We start from the raw sequence: 15,725 nt of genomic DNA on the forward strand, positions 1-15,725 counted from the left end.
ACGCGCTGTGCGCCACCAGCTCCAGTCCGCGCAGACCCGGTCAAGGGAACGTACGCGTGTGCGAGGCTCTGTCCATGCGCTACGTCATCATCGGGGCCGGAGCGGTCGGCGGGGCCGTCGGCGGGCGGCTGGCCCAGGCAGGACGCGAGGTCGTCCTCGTCGCACGAGGCAGGCACCTGGCGGCACTCACGGAGCACGGACTGCGACTGCGGGTGCCGGAAGGGGAGTTGACACACCGGCTGCCCGCCGTCGACGGGCCCGGACCGCTCGGCGAACTGCGCGCCGACGACGTCCTCGTGCTCGCCGTGAAGACGCAGGACATGGTGGCCGCCCTGGACACCTGGGCCGGGGTGCCCGTCGCGGGCGGCGGAACGGCCGCCGAGCGACTGCCGCTCGTGTGTCTGCAGAACGGCGTGGAGAGCGGCCGGCTGGCCCTGCGCCGCTTCCGGCACGTGTACGGCGTCTGCGTCTGGCTGCCCGCGAGCTTCGTGGAGCCCGGCGTCGTCTCCGCCGCCGGCCGCCCGCTCACCGGCATCCTGCACCTCGGCCGGCTGCCGCACGGCACCGACGACACCGCCCACCGGATCGCCGCCGACCTGGCGGACGCGCACTTCGAGGCGCCGGTCGTGCCCGACGTGGCCCGCTGGCAGTACGCCAAGCTGCTCGCGAACCTCAGCAACGCCATCGAGGCGCTGACCGGGACCCGCGACACCGAGCCCGCCCTGGCGCTGTACGCGCGCGTGCGGGCCGAGGGGGAGGCCGTCCTCGCTGCCGCCGGGATCGCGTGCACGAGCCTGGACGAGCAGGTCGCGGCCCGCGGCGACAAGGTCACCCTGGTGCCGCTGGACGGGGTCCAGTGCGGCGGCGGTTCCTCCTGGCAGTCCCTTGCCCGGGGCACCGGCACCATCGAGGCCGACTACCTCAACGGCGAGATCGCGCTCCTCGGCCGGCTGCACGGCGTACCGACCCCGCTCAACGAACTGCTCCAGCGGCTCGCGGGCCGTTTCGCGCGGGAGCGCCGGGCCGCCGGGTCGATGCCGCTTGCGGAACTGGTGCGGCTGGCCGACGCCGTTGCGCCGCAGGGTAGTTGACCTTGTGACCGGTCCGGCGTTGCGCAAGGCCGGGACAGCACGTATCGAGGGGGCGGGGAACGATGGAGGACAGCACGCAGGATGCCGGGCGGCGGCTCGCGGAGCGGTTCGAGGTGGACCGGCCGCATCTCATGGCCGTGGCGCAGCGGCTGCTCGGCTCGGCCGGGGAGGCCGACGACGCGCTGCAGGAGGCCTGGCTGCGGGCCCGGCAGGCCGATCTGGACGCGGTGCAGAACCTCACCGGCTGGCTGACCACCGTGGTCACCCGGGTCTGCCTCAACCTGCTGCGGGCCCGCCGCAACCGGCGCGAGGACTTCCTCGAGGCCCACGACGGCGCCCACGACACCCCGGCGCTCTCCGCCCTGGCCGGTGACCCCGCCCAGGAGGCGCTGCTGGCCGACCAGGTCGGGGTCGCACTGCTGGTCGTCCTGGACACCCTCGGCCCGGCCGAGCGGGTCGCCTTCGTGCTGCACGACATGTTCGCCGTGCCCTTCGAGGACATCGCCCCGCTGATCGAGAAGACCCCCGCCGCCACCCGGCAGCTCGCCAGCCGGGCCCGCCGCCGGGTCCAGGGCCGGCCGGCCGCGCCCGCCGCCGACGCCGTACGCCGCCGCCGGGCCGTCGAGGCGTTCCTGGCCGCCACCCGCGGCGGCGACTTCACGGCCCTGGTCGCGCTGCTCGACCCGGACGTGGTGCTGCACGCCGACGCGCTGGTCGGACCCACACCCGCACCGATCACCGTGCGGGGCGCCGAGTCCGTCGCCCAGGGCGCGATGGCCGCGATGGCGCGCGCTCGGCTCACCGGACTCGCCCTGCTGGACGGCGAGTTCGGCCTGGTCATGGCGGAGCGGGGACGGCCGCGCCTGGTCCTGGCCTTCGCCTTCGGCGCCGATGCCCGGATCACCCGGATCGACGTCGTGGCGGAACCGGCACGCCTGCGCGCCACGGAGATCGCGGTGGCGGACCCGGCGCGGACCGGGACCGGTGGCGGCATCGAAGAACTGGACCAGTGAATCGGGAGCGGATTGGACCGGGACACTGAACCAATGGAGCACTAGCGTCCCTGCCATGACCTACCGCGACACCGCCACCGAGCCCGCCCCGACCCGGGTCGACTTCTTCTTCGACCCGGCCTGCCCCTTCGCCTGGATCACCTCCCGCTGGCTGCTGGAGGTCGAGCGCCTGCGCCCGCTCGACCTCCGGTTCCGGGTGATGAGCCTGTACCTGCACAACACGGGCAACGAACTCCCCGACTGGTACCGGGACCTGGTGGACCGCTCGATCGGCCCGGTGCGGGTCGCCGCGGCCGCCGCCGAACGGCACGGCGACAAGGTGCTGCGCGACCTGTACACCGCGTTCGGCACCCGGATCCACGAAGGCCGGATCGAGGACTTCGACCGGGTGGTCGCCGAGTCGCTGGCCGAACTCGGGCTGCCCGCCGACCTGTCGGCGGCCGCCCACGACCCGTCGTACGACGACGCGGTGCGCCGCCGTCATGAGGCCGGCGTCGAGCCGGAGACGGGCGGCTACGTGGGCACGCCGACCCTGCACGTCGACGGCACGGTGTGGTTCGGCCCCGTGCTGCGCGCCGTTCCGCGGGGCGAGGAGGCCGCCGAACTCTTCGACAGCTTCCGGGTGCTGGCCCGCCACCCCGACCTGTTCGAACTCAAGCGCACCCGCACCGGCGCCCTCCGCTTCGACTGACAGGCAACCGGGTTGGCTGATAACGGTCCCTCGATCGCGTCGGCTTCGCCGCTCGTGTGACGCGCGGGCCGGGGCCGACGCAGAAGACCACGAGCCGCCGTGGTCCGACGTCGCAGGGGAGCGCCGGACCCGGCGGCAGCCCTTTACCACGCCCCCGTCCCCGAAGGCCAGCCCTCGCCGAACGCCGCGACAAACCCCTCTCGTTGTCCCTAGGGTGAGGCGCGCAGACGGCCGGAGGGGCGACCGGAAGGGGCGAGGGGACGGATGAGCGTGACGGGCAGAGCATCACGGGCACGTCCGCGGTACGACGGTGACAGAGGCGGCCCGGAGACGGAACGCCCGCCGTGCCCTCCGCGGCCCGGTCAACGGACCCCGATCACCCGGACGGGTGGCGATTTTCAGCCCAATCGGCGGTATCGCGGCTGGCCGGACCCTGGTCCACCGCACCGCACGCGCGGTGCTCCTCCCCGCATCATCTGTAACGTCAGCCGCCTCAGCACCTTCATCTTCGGCAACCACAGCCTGGTCGCCCGCGCCGAAGCCGTAGCCACCCCCCACCCCCGAAGGCTCCTTCGGATGACAAGCGAGGACAGGACATGAGCACCTACGACTTCGGGCACACACCCGCCTATTTCGCCCGTATCGACCCCAGGAACGGCACACCCGACCTCGAAACCCTCATGGACGTCGCCGACCGGCTGACCGGGGCCCTGCGGGCCGAGTACCCGGGGATCGCCGGGAACGGGGAGGTCATCCAGGCGGAGCTGGCGCTGTCCGCGGAGGACGGCCTGCCGCCCAACCGGGGCCGGATCCGCACCGCACTGGAGAACGTCGCCATCACGGCGGGCGCGGGCACCGCCAGCCTCACCTACACCCAGCACCTCCTGCAGGCGCTCGGCCTGTGAGCCCGGCAGGGCCGGGGCCGGGGAACGGTCAGGCGCCCAGGGCCGTCAGGGCCGGCCGGCGCGCCCCGTCGTAGCGTTCCAGCAGCACCCGCGCCACCTCAGGCGCCGGGCCCAGCACGTCCGCCAGTACGTCCGCCCCGGCCGCGCCCCGCGCGATGCGGTCCGGCAGAAAGCCGGGGGCCAGGACGTACGGCGCGACGGCGACCCGCTCGCAGCCGAGGGCGCGCAGTTCCCGTACGGCGTCCTCGGTGCGCGGGAACCCCGTGGGAGATCCAGCGGAGGCGAACGCAGGCCGCACGGCGCACCAACCGGTGTGCCACCACTCCCGCGCGATGTCGGCGATCACTGCGATCGCCTCCGGGTCGGTGGACCCCGCCGAGGCCAGCACGACCCCGGTCGAGGACTTGTCGGCGGGCGTCAGCCCCGCCTCGTACAGCCGCCGTTCCAGCGCCGCCAGCAGCAGCGGCGACGGGCCCAGCACATCCGCCTGCCGGATCCGCAGCCGGGCCGACGACTCCCGCAGCACGGCGGGGATGTCGGCCTTGGCGTGGAAGGCGCGGGTCAGCAGCAGGGGCAGCGCGACCACGTCCTGGACGCGGTCCGCCGCAAGAGATTCCAGCACCCCGTGCACGGACGGCACGTTGAAGTCCAGGAAGCCGGTCTCCACACGCAGCCCCGGCCGCAGCGACCGTACCCGCTCCACGAGGGCGTGCACGGTCGCCGCATGCCGCGGATCACGGCTGCCGTGGGCGATGACGAGGAGAACCGGCCTGGTCATGTCAGCCCTTCACCAGCAGGCCGCGGCTGCGCAGCACCCACCGCTCCAGCGGGCTGAAGATCAGCAGGTCGATGGCGATACCGACGAACAGGATGAGCAGGATGGCCTCGAACACCATGGCCATGTCGCTGGCGGTGCGGGCGTTCTCCAGCAGCTGGCCGAGGCCCGTGCCCAGGTCGGGGAAGTTGGCGATGATCTCCGCGGCCATCAGGGAGCGCCAGGAGAAGGCCCAGCCCTGCTTCATGCCCGCCACATACCCCGGCAGCGCGGCCGGCAGGGTGACGTGCCAGGTGCCCTTCAGGCCCGTGGCGCCCATCGTGCGGCCCGCCCGCAGGAACAGCGGCGGCACCTGGTCCACGCCGGACACCAGGCCGTTGGCGATGGACGGCACGGCGCCGAGCAGGATCACCGCGTACATCATGGAGTTGTTCAGGCCCAGCCAGATCACCGCGGGCGGCACCCACGCCACCGACGGCAGCGACTGCAGACCCGACAGGATCGGGCCGATCGCCGCGCGCACGAACCTCACCCGCGCCACCAGCAGACCCAGCGGGGTGCCGATCACCAGCGCGAAGCAGAAGCCGAGCAGACCGCGCGAGACGCTGGTCCAGATGTAACCGAGCAGCTTGCCCTGCAGCCAGTCGTTGCGGAAGGCATGCCAGACCGCGCCCGGCGTGGGCAGCTTGGTCGGATCGTCGACGAACTTCAGGGTGATCAGGCCCTGCCAGACCACCAGCACCACCACGATCGCGGTGATCGGCGGCAGGACCTTGTCGACCAGGGTCTTCCTCAGCGGTGGGCGGCCCGGCTGCGCGGTCTCCAGCGCGTCGAGGCCCGCCTCCACACTCCCCGTCTCAGCGACGGTCGTCGTCTCAGTGCTGGCCATGGCGGCGGATCTCCCCACGCAGGACTTCGGTGATCTCCAGGGACAGTTCCGCCACGGGCGCGTCCTCGATGCGGCGCGGCTGCGGAATGTCGACCTCCCACTGGCGGGCCACCCGGCCCGGACGGGAGGACAGCAGCACGACCCGCTGCGCGAGCCGCACCGCCTCGCGCACGTTGTGCGTCACGAACAGCACGGACAGCCCCGTCTCCGACCAGATCCGGGTCAGCTCGTCGTGCAGCACGTCCCGGGTGATGGCGTCCAGCGCCGCGAACGGCTCGTCCATCAGCAGCAGACTGCTCTCCTGCGCCAGCGCGCGGGCCATCGCCACCCGCTGCCGCATGCCGCCCGACAGTTCGTGCACACGCTTGCCGTGCGCGCCCTTCAGCCGGACGAGTTCGAGCAGCTCCTCGGCCTTGCCGCGCCGCTCGGACTTGGGAACTCCCCTCAGCTTCAGGGCGAGTTCGATGTTCTTGCCCGCGGTCAGCCACGGGAACAGGGCGTGCTCCTGGAACATCAGGGCCGGGCGGCCGTCCGTGGTGATGGACCCGGCGGTGGGCCGGTCCAGGCCCGCCACCAGGTTCAGCAGGGTGGACTTGCCGCAGCCCGAGGCCCCCAGGAGGGTGACGAACTCGCCCGGCGCGACATCGAGGCTGATGTCGTCCAGGACGAGCTGCTGCCCGCCGGGTGTCGGATACGACTTCGAGACGTGCTCGAGGCGTGCGGCGTATTCGACCGACTCAGCGGCCTTGGCGAGGGTCGTGGCCATGGTCGTCACCTCCTGGGAAGCTCATCGGGAAGGGGCGTCAGCTGGTGCCGAGACCGGCCGCGTCGACCGGCTTGTCACCGGAAGCCTTGAGGACCTTGTTGAGGATCGTCAGGTCGTAGATCCCCTTCAGGTCCGGCTTGGTCAGCAGGCCGGCCTTGACCGCGTGCGCCGCCTCGGTGCTGAGGGTGGAGGCCAGCGGGTCGTCGGTGAACTGGATGGACTTCCACGCCGGGTCGAGGACCTTCGCCGGCAGCTCCTTGCCGGAGTCGATGCCCAGCTGCTTGTTCGCCGCCGCCTTCGCCGCCTCCGGGTTGGCGTTGATCCACTTGTTGGCCTCGACCGAGGCCTTCAGCACCGCCTCGACCGCCTTCGGGTGCTCCTTCAGGAAGGCCTGCCGCACGATGATGTTCGTGATCACGAACTTCTTGTCCGGCCACAGCGAGGACTCGTCCAGCAGCACCTTGCCGCCCTCGGCGACCAGCTTGGACGCGGTCGGCTCCGGCACCCAGGCGCCGTCGACCGATCCGGCCTTGAACGCGTCCGGGGTGACCTTGTTGTCGCTGCGGACGACCGTGACGTCACCCTTGCCGCTCTGCGCGTCGACCTTCCAGCCCTGCTCCGCGGCCCAGTTGAGGAACGCCACGTCCTGCGTGTTGCCCAGCTGAGGGGTGGCGATCTTCTTGCCCTTGACGTCCTTGAGGGACGAGATCTTCTTCGGGTTGACGACCAGCTTCACACCGCCGGACGCCGAACCGCCGATGATCTTCAGGCTCTTGCCGTTCGACTTGGTGTAGCCGTTGATCGCGGGGGAGGGGCCGATCCAGCCGATGTCGATGGAGCCGGAGTTGAGGGCCTCGATCTCGGACGGCCCGGCGTTGAAGGTGGCGTAGTCCGCCTTGGTGGCGCCCAGCTCCTTCTGGAAGAAGCCCTTCTGGTTGGCGACCAGCGCGGTGGCGTGCGTCAGGTTGCCGAAGTACCCGATCTTGACGGAGTCGAGTCCGTCGATCTTCTTGGCGCCGGCGGCGACCTTCGCGGTGTCGTCCTTCTTGGCCTGGGAGCCGTAACCGCAGGCGGCGAGCGTGAGCAGGGGAAGGGCGGCGAGCGCGGCTATGCCGCGACGCAGGAACTTTGAGCGGTTGGCAGGCACGGGAGGGGTTCCTCTCGTTGGCCCGGCGGTCACGGTCTCTCAGGTCGTGGCCGGGAGTTCGGCAAAGGGTCTTCGTCGTGTCCGGGACGACGCCGGGTGGGGGGCCAGGGCGCGCGAGCGGTGCGCGTACGTCAGCGCACACATCGCGCCACCCCGCCCTGCCCGCTGCCGAGGGCGCCGCTGCCGACGCGGCCGCCCTCCTTGGCGAACGTCGAGTAGACGTCGGTCGTGTTCATGCTCAGAAGTCCCAGCCGTCGTCTTCGGACTCGTCCTTGACCGGCTCGGGGGTGGCGAACGACTCGCCGACCATGCCCGCGGTGAGCGTGGTGCCGTCGCTCGGGTCGATCAGGATGAAGGAGCCGGTGCGGCGTGAGTCGGCGTAGGAGTCGACCGGCAGCGGCTCGGCGGTACGGATCTTCACCCGGCCGATGTCGTTGGCGACGAGCTGTCCCGGGTGCGGGTGCAGGGACAGGTCGTCGAGGGTGAGCCGGGACGGGATGTCCTTCACGATCGCCTTGACCGTGCGGGTGCCGTGCTTGAGCAGCACCCGGTGGCCGACGGTCAGCGGGGCGTCGGCCACATGGCAGACGGTCGCCTCCACGTCCTGAGTGGTCGCCGGCGCGTCCTTCGTCGGCACGATCAGGTCGCCGCGCGAGACGTCGATGTCGTCCTGGAGCAGGACCGTCACCGACTGCGTCGTCCACGCCACGTCCACCGGCTCGCCCAGCAGGTCGATACCGGAGATCCGCGTCGTCCGCCCGGACGGCAGCACCGTGACCTCCTCGCCGACCCGGAAGGTGCCCGCCGCGATCTGGCCCGCGTAGCCCCGGTAGTCGGGGTGCTCGGCGGTCTGCGGCCGGATCACGTACTGCACGGGCAGCCGGGCGTGGCAGTGCGCCAGGTCGTGGCTGACCGGCACGGTCTCCAGGTGCTCCAGCACCGTCGGGCCGCCGTACCAGTCCATGTTCGCGCTCGGCTCCACCACGTTGTCACCGGCCAGCGCCGAGATCGGGACCGCGGTGACCTCGGGCACGCCCAGCTCGGTCGCGTACGCCGTGAACTCCTCGGCGATCGCGGCGAACACGGACTCCTCGTACCCGACGAGGTCCATCTTGTTGACGGCGAGGACCACGTGCGGGACCCGCAGCAGGGCCGCGATCGCCGCGTGCCGGCGGGTCTGCTCGACCACGCCGTTGCGGGCGTCGACCAGGATCACGGTCAGCTCGGCGGTGGACGCACCGGTGACCATGTTGCGGGTGTACTGCACATGGCCGGGCGTGTCGGCCAGGATGAACCGGCGCCGGGGCGTGGCGAAGTAGCGGTACGCCACGTCGATGGTGATGCCCTGCTCCCGCTCGGCGCGCAGGCCGTCGGTGAGCAGGGCGAGGTCCGGGCCGTCCTGGCCGCGGCTCGCGGAGGCCCGCTCCACGGCCTCCAGCTGGTCGGCGAGGACCGACTTGGAGTCGTGCAGGAGGCGTCCGACGAGCGTGGACTTGCCGTCGTCGACGGAGCCGGCGGTGGCGAACCGCAGCAGCGTGGTGGCCGAGAGCGCCTCGGTCGTGGTCGTGCTCATGCTTAGAAGTACCCCTCGCGCTTGCGGTCTTCCATCGCGGCCTCGGACAGCTTGTCGTCGGCGCGGGTCGCGCCCCGCTCGGTGAGCCGGGAGGCGGCGATCTCGGCGATCACGGCGTCCAGCGTGGTGGCGTCGGAGTCGACGGCACCGGTGCAGGACATGTCACCGACGGTGCGGTAGCGGACCTGGCGCTTCTCCACGCTCTCGCCGTCCTTCGGGCCGCCCCACTCACCGGCCGTCAGCCACATGCCGCCCCGGGCGAACACCTCGCGCTCGTGCGCGAAGTAGATCTGCGGCAGCTCGATGCCCTCCCGGGCGATGTACTGCCACACGTCCAGCTCGGTCCAGTTCGACAGCGGGAAGACCCGGACGTGCTCGCCGGGGGCGTGCCGGCCGTTGTACAGGTTCCACAGCTCGGGGCGCTGGCGACGCGGGTCCCACTGGGAGAACTCGTCGCGCAAGCTGAACACCCGCTCCTTGGCGCGGGCCTTCTCCTCGTCCCGGCGTCCGCCGCCGAACACTGCGTCGAACTTCTCGCTCTGGATCTTCTCCGTCAGTGGAAGCGTCTGCAGCGGGTTACGGGTGCCGTCGGCCCGCTCCTTGAGCACACCCCGGTCGATGTAGTCCTGGACGGAGGCCACATGGAGGCGCAGCCCATGTGCGGCGACCACACGGTCCCGGTACTCAAGGACCTCCGGGAAGTTGTGTCCGGTGTCCACATGCAGCAGGGAGAAGGGGATCGCCGCCGGGGCGAACGCCTTCAGCGCCAGGTGCAGCATGACGATCGAGTCCTTGCCGCCGGAGAAGAGAATCACCGGGTTCTCGAACTCGCCCGCCACCTCGCGGAAGATGTGCACCGCCTCGGACTCCAGCGCGTCCAGGTGCGACAGGGCGTACGGGCTGTCCGTACCGCCCTCGACCTTGGCCACGGTCGTCATGCCAGTCCCCTCTCGCTCAGCAGGGCGTACACCGACGCCGCGGACTCCTGCACGGTCTGGTGCTGCGACTCGATCCGCAGGTCGGGCGTCGAAGGCTCCTCATAGGGGTCGTCGACCCCGGTGAGCCCGGTCAGTTCGCCCGCGGCCTGCTTGGCGTACAGCCCCTTCACATCGCGCACGCTGCACACGTCGACCGGCGTCGCCACGTGGATCTCCAGGTACGACGTCCCGTTCTCCGCGTGCCGCTTGCGTACCGCCTCCCGGCTGTCCGCGTACGGCGCGATCACCGGCACCAGGGCCTTGACGCCGTTGCGGGCGAGCAGCTCGGCGACGAAACCGATGCGCTGCACGTTGGTGTGCCGGTCCTCGCGGGAAAAGCCGAGGCCCGCCGAGAGGAACTCGCGGATCTCGTCGCCGTCGAGCACCTCGACCCGGTGGCCCTCGGCACGCAGCCGGCCGGCCAGCTCATGCGCGATGGTGGTCTTGCCGGCGCTCGGCAGACCCGTGAGCCAGACGGTGGCTCCGGTCGTCACGTCGTTCTCCTGAAGATCCTGAAGGCTCTGATGGGTCGTCATCCGTGCAGTCCGCACTCGGTCTTGGCGCGGCCCGCCCAGCGGCCGGCGCGCGCGTCCTCGCCCTGAAGGACCCGGCGGGTGCACGGGGCGCAGCCGATGGAGGCGTAGCCGTCCATCAGCAACGGGTTGGTGAGCACGCCGTGCTCGGTGACGTAGGCGTCCACGTCGTCCTGCGTCCAGCGGGCGATCGGGGAGATCTTGACCTTCTGCCGCTTCTCGTCCCAGCCGACGACCGGGGTGTTCGCCCGGGTCGGGGACTCGTCGCGGCGCAGGCCGGTCGCCCACGCCTGGTAGCCCTTCAGCCCCTCTTCGAGCGGCTTGACCTTGCGCAGCGCGCAGCACAGGTCGGGGTCGCGGTCATGCAGCCTGGGGCCGTACTCCGCGTCCTGCTCGGCGACCGTCTGCTTCGGCGTGAGGGTGATGACGTTGACGTCCATCACCGCCTCGACGGCGTCACGGGTGCCGATGGTCTCCGGGAAGTGGTAGCCGGTGTCGAGGAAGACCACGTCGACGCCCTTGAGCACGCGGGAGGCGAGATGGGCGACCACGGCGTCCTCCATGGACGAGGTGACGCAGAACTTCGTCCCGAAGGTGTCGACCGCCCACTGGAGGATCTCCAGGGCGGAGGCGTCCTCCAGGTCACGGCCCGCCCGCTCGGCGAGTGCCTTCAACTCCTCGGCCGTACGCTGCTGTTCCTGAGCCGTCGTCATATCCCGTCGTCCCCTCCGTTGTCGGCTCGCTGAAGGCCCCGGGCCAGCAGCCCGAGGAACTTCAGCTGGAATGCGCGGTTGCACGCCCCGCATTCCCAGGCGCCATGACCCGCTTCATGCGGACGCAGGTCCTCGTCGCCGCAGTAGGGGCAGTAGAAGGGCGCGGCACGCTCGCTCACGACAACGCCTCCTCAGAAGCACGGGCCGCCCAGGTCGCGAAGCGCTCGCCGTCCGTGCGCTCCGCCTGGAAGCGCTTCAGCACCCGCTCGATGTAGTCGGGGAGCTCCTCCGCGGTGACCTTCAATCCGCGCACCTTGCGGCCGAAGCCCGCCTCCAGGCCGAGCGCGCCGCCGAGGTGCACCTGGTAGCCCTCGACCTGTTCGCCCTTGTCGTTCAGCACCAGCTGGCCCTTGAGACCGATGTCCGCGACCTGGATACGGGCGCAGGCGTTCGGGCAGCCGTTGAGGTTGATGGTGATCGGCTCGTCGAAGTCCGGCAGGCGGCGCTCCAGTTCGTCGATCAGCGTGGCGCCGCGCTGCTTGGTCTCGACGATGGCGAGCTTGCAGAACTCGATGCCGGTGCAGGCCATGGTGCCGCGCCGGAAGGAGGACGGCCGGGCGGTGAGGTCCAGCGCCTGAAGCCCCTCGACCAGCGAGTCCACCCTGTCCTGCTCGACGTCGAGGACGATCATCTTCTGCTCGACGGTGGTGCGCACCCGGCCTGAGCCGTGCGCCTCCGCGAGATCGGCGATCTTCGTCAGCGTGGCGCCGTCGACGCGGCCGACGCGCGGGGCGAAACCGACGTAGTAACGGCCGTCCTTCTGCCGGTGCACACCGATGTGGTCGCGCCACTGCTGCGCGGGCTGCTCCGGGGCGGGCCCGTCGATCAGCTTTCGCCCGCCCAGGTACTCGTCCTCCAGCACCCGACGGAACTTCTCCGCGCCCCAGTCGGCGACGAGGAACTTCAGCCGGGCCCGGTTGCGCAGCCGGCGGTAGCCGTAGTCACGGAAGATCGAGATGACGCCCTCGTAGACGTCCGCGACCTCCTCCAGCGGCACCCAGGCGCCGAGCCGCACGCCCAGCTTGGGGTTGGTGGACAGACCGCCGCCGACCCACAGGTCGAAGCCCGGGCCGTGCTCGGGGTGCCGTACACCGACGAACGCCACGTCGTTGATCTCGTGGACGACGTCCAGCAGCGGCGAGCCCGAGATGGCCGTCTTGAACTTGCGCGGGAGGTTCGAGTACGCCTTGTTGTTCAGGACGCGGCGCTTCATCTCCTCCAGCGCGGGGGTGGCGTCGATGATCTCGTCCTCGGCGATGCCCGCCACCGGGGACCCGATCATCACACGCGGGGTGTCACCGCAGGCGGTGACGGTGGACAGGCCCACGCCCTCCAGCCGTTCCCAGATCTCGGGCACGTCCTCGATCCGGATCCAGTGGTACTGGACGTTCTGCCGGTCGGTGATGTCCGCGGTGCCGCGCGCGAACTCCTGGGAGATCTCACCGATGACCCGCAGCTGCTGGGTGGTCAGCGCGCCGCCGTCGATGCGTACCCGCATCATGAAGTAGCGGTCGTCCAGCTCCTCCGGCTCCAGCACCGCGGTCTTGCCGCCGTCGATGCCGGGCTTGCGCTGGGTGTACAGCCCCCACCAGCGCATCCGGCCCCGCAGGTCGCTGGGGTCGATCGAGTCGAAACCGCGCTTGGAGTAGATCGTCTCAATGCGTGTCCGCACATTGAGACCGTCGTCGTCCTTCTTGACCTGCTCGTTGCCGTTGAGCGGGGTGAAGTGACCCACCGCCCACTGACCCTCACCACGGTGACGGCTCACCTTGCGGCGGGGCGCGGAGGCGGCGGGGTTCGGCGGAGTGGCGGCCATGGTTCTACGTCCTTCGGGACCGGTGGGAATCGGCTCTGACCTGCACAGATGCGCGCACGCGGGCAGGCGTGCGCGGCGTTGCGCAAGGAAAAACAGGCAGGGGGGTTCGCGGCGGTGCTGGGGCGGTCAGCTCGCCGGACAGATGGCGCTGGACATGCGGCCGAGGTCGACGTGCCGCCGACTCACCAAGGCAATTCCAGTTCCAGGCATGTCGGAAGCGTGTCACGGCGATCTGGACACAGTCCAGCTTTATCCATCATGCGGACACCCTTGTCCCGGAATGTGGGACGAGGGTGTTGTCGCTCACATGCCGTGCGGGAAGGCTTGTCCCGGCAGGTCAGGCCGGGTATGCGCCCGGCCACGGCCCCGGCGCCGCCACGTCGGGCTCCAGCTCGACCTTCGTGTCGAACAGCTTGAAGCCGCGCCGCGTGTAGTTGTCCATGGCGAACTCGCCGTCCAGGCTGCAGGTGTGCAGCCACACCCGCTTCGTCGGCGTCCGCCCCGGCCACCGCTCGGCGAGGTCCCAGGCGCGGGCCGTACCGTACGACAGCAGATGACCGCCGATACGCCGGCCGCGGAACGCCGGAACCAGCCCGAAATAGACGATCTCGACCACGCCCTCGTCCTGCGGGTCCAGCTCCACATAGCCGGCCGGGGTGCCGCGGTCGTAGGCCACCCAGGTCTCCACGCCGGGCCGGTCCAGCTGCTCCTGCCACTGCGCGTACGTCCAGCCCAGCCGGTCGGTCCAGCGGATGTCGCCGCCGACCGAGGCGTACAGGAAGCGGCTGAACTCGGGGGAGGGAACCTCGGCGCGGACGATCCGCACGTCGCCCTCGGGCGCGCCGGCGGGCAGGAGGTCGGCCGGCGAGGTCTGCTCCAGGGACCAGGTGGTGACAGGAACGCTGCTCATGCGGGCCAGGGAACCATCCCGCCGCCGGATCTGTCGACGGACCAGGTCACCTGATGGACGGGCGAGCCCATCCCAGGGGCTGGCACGGCGACTGGTCCGGCGAGCGGTCGCCTCGCGGCGTGCTCTGGGCGTGGCTCGCTGGGGGGAGGAGGCCGGGCCGGTCCGGCGGGTGGGTCACCTCATGGGCCGGATCGGTGGTGGGGGCGGTCCGGGGGCCGGTTGGGTGGCGGGACCGGCCCGGGGGCTGGCTTGTCGGTGGGGGTGGTTCGGTGGCTGGGGCCACGCAGAGGGCTCAGTTTGGGGGCTGGCCAGGGAGTGGTTCGGTGAGCGGGTCACCTCGCGGGCCGGATCGGTGGTGGGGTCGGCCTGGGGGCCGGTGGGGTGGCATGCCCGGTCCAGGGGCCGTTTGCCGTGTGGGGTCGGTCCAGGGTGTGGTCAGGCGGGGCCGTCAGCTCAGGGAATGGTCCAGTTCTGCCAGGGGCAGGGCGAAGAGCATCCGGTCCGACAGGGACCAGACCTCGCCCGTTGCCTGCCAGTAGGACAGGGAGCCCGCCGCCTCGGCCCAGCAGCGGTGGGAGCCGTCCGCCCCGCAGTGCGCCGCCTTCGCGCCCTCGGCGTCCTGCCGCCACAGCCCGCCGTGCCCGTCCCGTGAGCCGGGCAGGCGTCCCACATACCAGGACGCGTCGTCCGCCCCGGGCTGCCGATACGACAGCACCCCCCGGATCCCGGCCGCCCGGGTCCGGTACGCCTCCACCGCCGTCGCCCGCCCCGCGGTGTCCGTGGCGAGCAGCCCCTCGTGCGCCGGAGACGTGCTGAACGCATACCGCCACAGCCGGGCGCTCCGGTCGCCGTCCGGCGCGGTCCACTCCGCGGCGACCAGGCTGTCCGGCACGCTGCTCCGGTCGAGGGCGAGCGCACCGGGACAGGGCGGGCCGGAACGGCCGCAGCGGCCCCCCGTGAAGCGGTACGAGCCGATCGCGGGCATCACATAGCGGTAGCCGTCGGCGGACCAGCCGCCGGGCACCCGGCCGATCGCCGGCCCGTCGACGCCGACGCGCTGGATCCGGTCGAGGTCGTACACATACAGTGCGTCGGCGCCGCCGGACCTCGCGGTGACCAGCAGCTTGTCCTGGTACCAGACCATCCCGGAGATCCCGGAGGCCAGCCCCCGGTAGTCACGGCCGCCGTCGACCGGCACCACCAGCAGCACCCAGCGATAGGCGAGGCGCGCGGGGTCGTCGGCGTTCACGAAGGCGACCCTGGCCAGCCCCCGCTCGTCGGAACGGCCGCCGGAGGTGCTGTGGGTCCAGCCCGCGAGCACCACCCGGTGGGTGCCCCAGACACCGTCGTCGTCGGCGTCCCCGGAGGTGGTCAGCGACGCCGGCCGCCAGTCGGCGCCGGTGGAGTCGGCCGGGTCCCAGCAGTAGGCGCGGGCGGCGGCCGGGGTGACCGGCAGGGACGCGCGGTCGGCGGAGGAGCAGTCGGCGGAGGTGCGCATCGCGCGGTCGGCGCTCGCCAGCACGGCGTCCACGCCGACCGGGCGGCCCATCGCGGCGGAGAGCCGGTCCAGTGTGCGGGCGGGCGTCAGCTGCTCCTGGAGCCGCAGCCGACCGGTGTCCGCCAGGGAGGAGAGCGGCCTCAGCGCACCGGGGCCGTCGGTGACGTCCGCCTGGGAGACGCTGATCAGGGTGGCGGCCGCGGTGAGCGCCAGCGCGGTCCCGGTCAGGACCGCGCGCAGTGCAGCGCCCCGCCTGCGCCGGCGGTGTCTGCCGCGATGCTTCATCTCGTCCCCTTCTCCGGGGCTCCTTCGCCGCCGTGGCGCGCCGGCCGGTGGCCGGCCAACTGCGCCTGATGATCCGTACGTTG

The 15,725-nt window shown here is 71.6% G+C and carries 17 protein-coding genes; 4 read left to right on the forward strand and 13 right to left on the reverse strand.

From position 1 onward, the window contains the following. Nucleotides 1-74: 74 nt before the first annotated feature. The 4 genes from ACWC2T_RS09925 (at nucleotide 75) to ACWC2T_RS09940 (ending at nucleotide 3,700) form a co-directional block, all read left to right on the forward strand. Nucleotides 75-1,091, forward strand: a complete 1,017-nt coding sequence (locus tag ACWC2T_RS09925) for a ketopantoate reductase family protein (protein WP_450670012.1) — start codon at nucleotides 75-77, stop codon at nucleotides 1,089-1,091. Between the two features lie 62 nt (nucleotides 1,092-1,153). Beyond that, nucleotides 1,154-2,104: a sigma-70 family RNA polymerase sigma factor gene (locus ACWC2T_RS09930; RefSeq protein WP_450669873.1), complete on the forward strand. Its 951-nt coding sequence runs from the start codon at nucleotides 1,154-1,156 to the stop codon at nucleotides 2,102-2,104. 55 nt (nucleotides 2,105-2,159) lie between these two features. Further along, nucleotides 2,160-2,795, forward strand: coding sequence for a mycothiol-dependent nitroreductase Rv2466c family protein (locus ACWC2T_RS09935; protein WP_450669874.1), 636 nt, complete (start codon nucleotides 2,160-2,162; stop codon nucleotides 2,793-2,795). A 596-nt stretch (nucleotides 2,796-3,391) separates the two neighbouring features. Continuing rightward, the gene (locus tag ACWC2T_RS09940; RefSeq protein WP_208898074.1) at nucleotides 3,392-3,700 is read left to right on the forward strand and encodes a hypothetical protein; all 309 of its coding nucleotides are present in this window, start codon (nucleotides 3,392-3,394) and stop codon (nucleotides 3,698-3,700) included. A 28-nt stretch (nucleotides 3,701-3,728) separates the two neighbouring features. Here ACWC2T_RS09940 and ACWC2T_RS09945 read toward each other — a convergent pair whose 3' ends face one another. The 13 genes from ACWC2T_RS09945 to ACWC2T_RS10005 form a co-directional block, all read right to left on the reverse strand. Continuing rightward, the gene (locus tag ACWC2T_RS09945) at nucleotides 3,729-4,478 is read right to left on the reverse strand and encodes a sirohydrochlorin chelatase (RefSeq protein WP_450669875.1); all 750 of its coding nucleotides are present in this window, start codon (nucleotides 4,476-4,478) and stop codon (nucleotides 3,729-3,731) included. 1 nt (nucleotide 4,479) lies between these two features. Beyond that, entirely contained in the window at nucleotides 4,480-5,364 is an 885-nt protein-coding gene (locus ACWC2T_RS09950) for an ABC transporter permease (RefSeq protein WP_450669876.1), read from the reverse strand. Then, the gene (locus ACWC2T_RS09955; RefSeq protein WP_450669877.1) at nucleotides 5,351-6,130 is read right to left on the reverse strand and encodes an ABC transporter ATP-binding protein; all 780 of its coding nucleotides are present in this window, start codon (nucleotides 6,128-6,130) and stop codon (nucleotides 5,351-5,353) included. Before ACWC2T_RS09955 ends, ACWC2T_RS09950 begins: the two co-directional genes overlap by 14 nt. A 37-nt stretch (nucleotides 6,131-6,167) precedes the next feature. Continuing rightward, the gene (locus tag ACWC2T_RS09960; RefSeq protein WP_450669878.1) at nucleotides 6,168-7,277 is read right to left on the reverse strand and encodes an aliphatic sulfonate ABC transporter substrate-binding protein; all 1,110 of its coding nucleotides are present in this window, start codon (nucleotides 7,275-7,277) and stop codon (nucleotides 6,168-6,170) included. Nucleotides 7,278-7,515: 238 nt separating this feature from the next. Then, entirely contained in the window at nucleotides 7,516-8,850 is a 1,335-nt protein-coding gene (locus tag ACWC2T_RS09965; RefSeq protein ID WP_450669879.1) for a sulfate adenylyltransferase subunit 1, read from the reverse strand. 2 nt (nucleotides 8,851-8,852) lie between these two features. Further along, complete coding sequence (cysD, locus tag ACWC2T_RS09970; protein WP_450669880.1) at nucleotides 8,853-9,788, reverse strand: sulfate adenylyltransferase subunit CysD; 936 nt, start codon at nucleotides 9,786-9,788, stop codon at nucleotides 8,853-8,855. Next, complete coding sequence (cysC, locus tag ACWC2T_RS09975; RefSeq protein WP_450669881.1) at nucleotides 9,785-10,321, reverse strand: adenylyl-sulfate kinase; 537 nt, start codon at nucleotides 10,319-10,321, stop codon at nucleotides 9,785-9,787. The genes cysD and cysC overlap by 4 nt, the downstream gene beginning before the upstream one ends. A gap of 38 nt (nucleotides 10,322-10,359) precedes the next feature. Then, nucleotides 10,360-11,073 carry a phosphoadenylyl-sulfate reductase gene (locus tag ACWC2T_RS09980; protein ID WP_450669882.1) on the reverse strand — a complete coding sequence of 238 codons (714 nt, stop codon included), beginning with the start codon at nucleotides 11,071-11,073 and terminating at the stop codon, nucleotides 10,360-10,362. Then, the gene (locus ACWC2T_RS09985; RefSeq protein WP_450669883.1) at nucleotides 11,070-11,252 is read right to left on the reverse strand and encodes a hypothetical protein; all 183 of its coding nucleotides are present in this window, start codon (nucleotides 11,250-11,252) and stop codon (nucleotides 11,070-11,072) included. Before ACWC2T_RS09985 ends, ACWC2T_RS09980 begins: the two co-directional genes overlap by 4 nt. Next, nucleotides 11,249-12,949: a nitrite/sulfite reductase gene (locus ACWC2T_RS09990; RefSeq protein ID WP_450669884.1), complete on the reverse strand. Its 1,701-nt coding sequence runs from the start codon at nucleotides 12,947-12,949 to the stop codon at nucleotides 11,249-11,251. Before ACWC2T_RS09990 ends, ACWC2T_RS09985 begins: the two co-directional genes overlap by 4 nt. Before the next feature lie 126 nt (nucleotides 12,950-13,075). Then, complete coding sequence (locus tag ACWC2T_RS09995) at nucleotides 13,076-13,159, reverse strand: putative leader peptide (protein WP_310739661.1); 84 nt, start codon at nucleotides 13,157-13,159, stop codon at nucleotides 13,076-13,078. Between the two features lie 127 nt (nucleotides 13,160-13,286). After that, the gene (locus ACWC2T_RS10000) at nucleotides 13,287-13,859 is read right to left on the reverse strand and encodes a GNAT family N-acetyltransferase (protein WP_450669885.1); all 573 of its coding nucleotides are present in this window, start codon (nucleotides 13,857-13,859) and stop codon (nucleotides 13,287-13,289) included. 448 nt (nucleotides 13,860-14,307) lie between these two features. After that, nucleotides 14,308-15,642 (reverse strand): hypothetical protein, encoded by a 1,335-nt coding sequence (locus tag ACWC2T_RS10005; RefSeq protein ID WP_450669886.1) that lies wholly within the window; start codon nucleotides 15,640-15,642, stop codon nucleotides 14,308-14,310. Nucleotides 15,643-15,725: the final 83 nt, after the last annotated feature.

It is taken from the genome of Streptomyces sp. NPDC001393 (assembly GCF_053597455.1).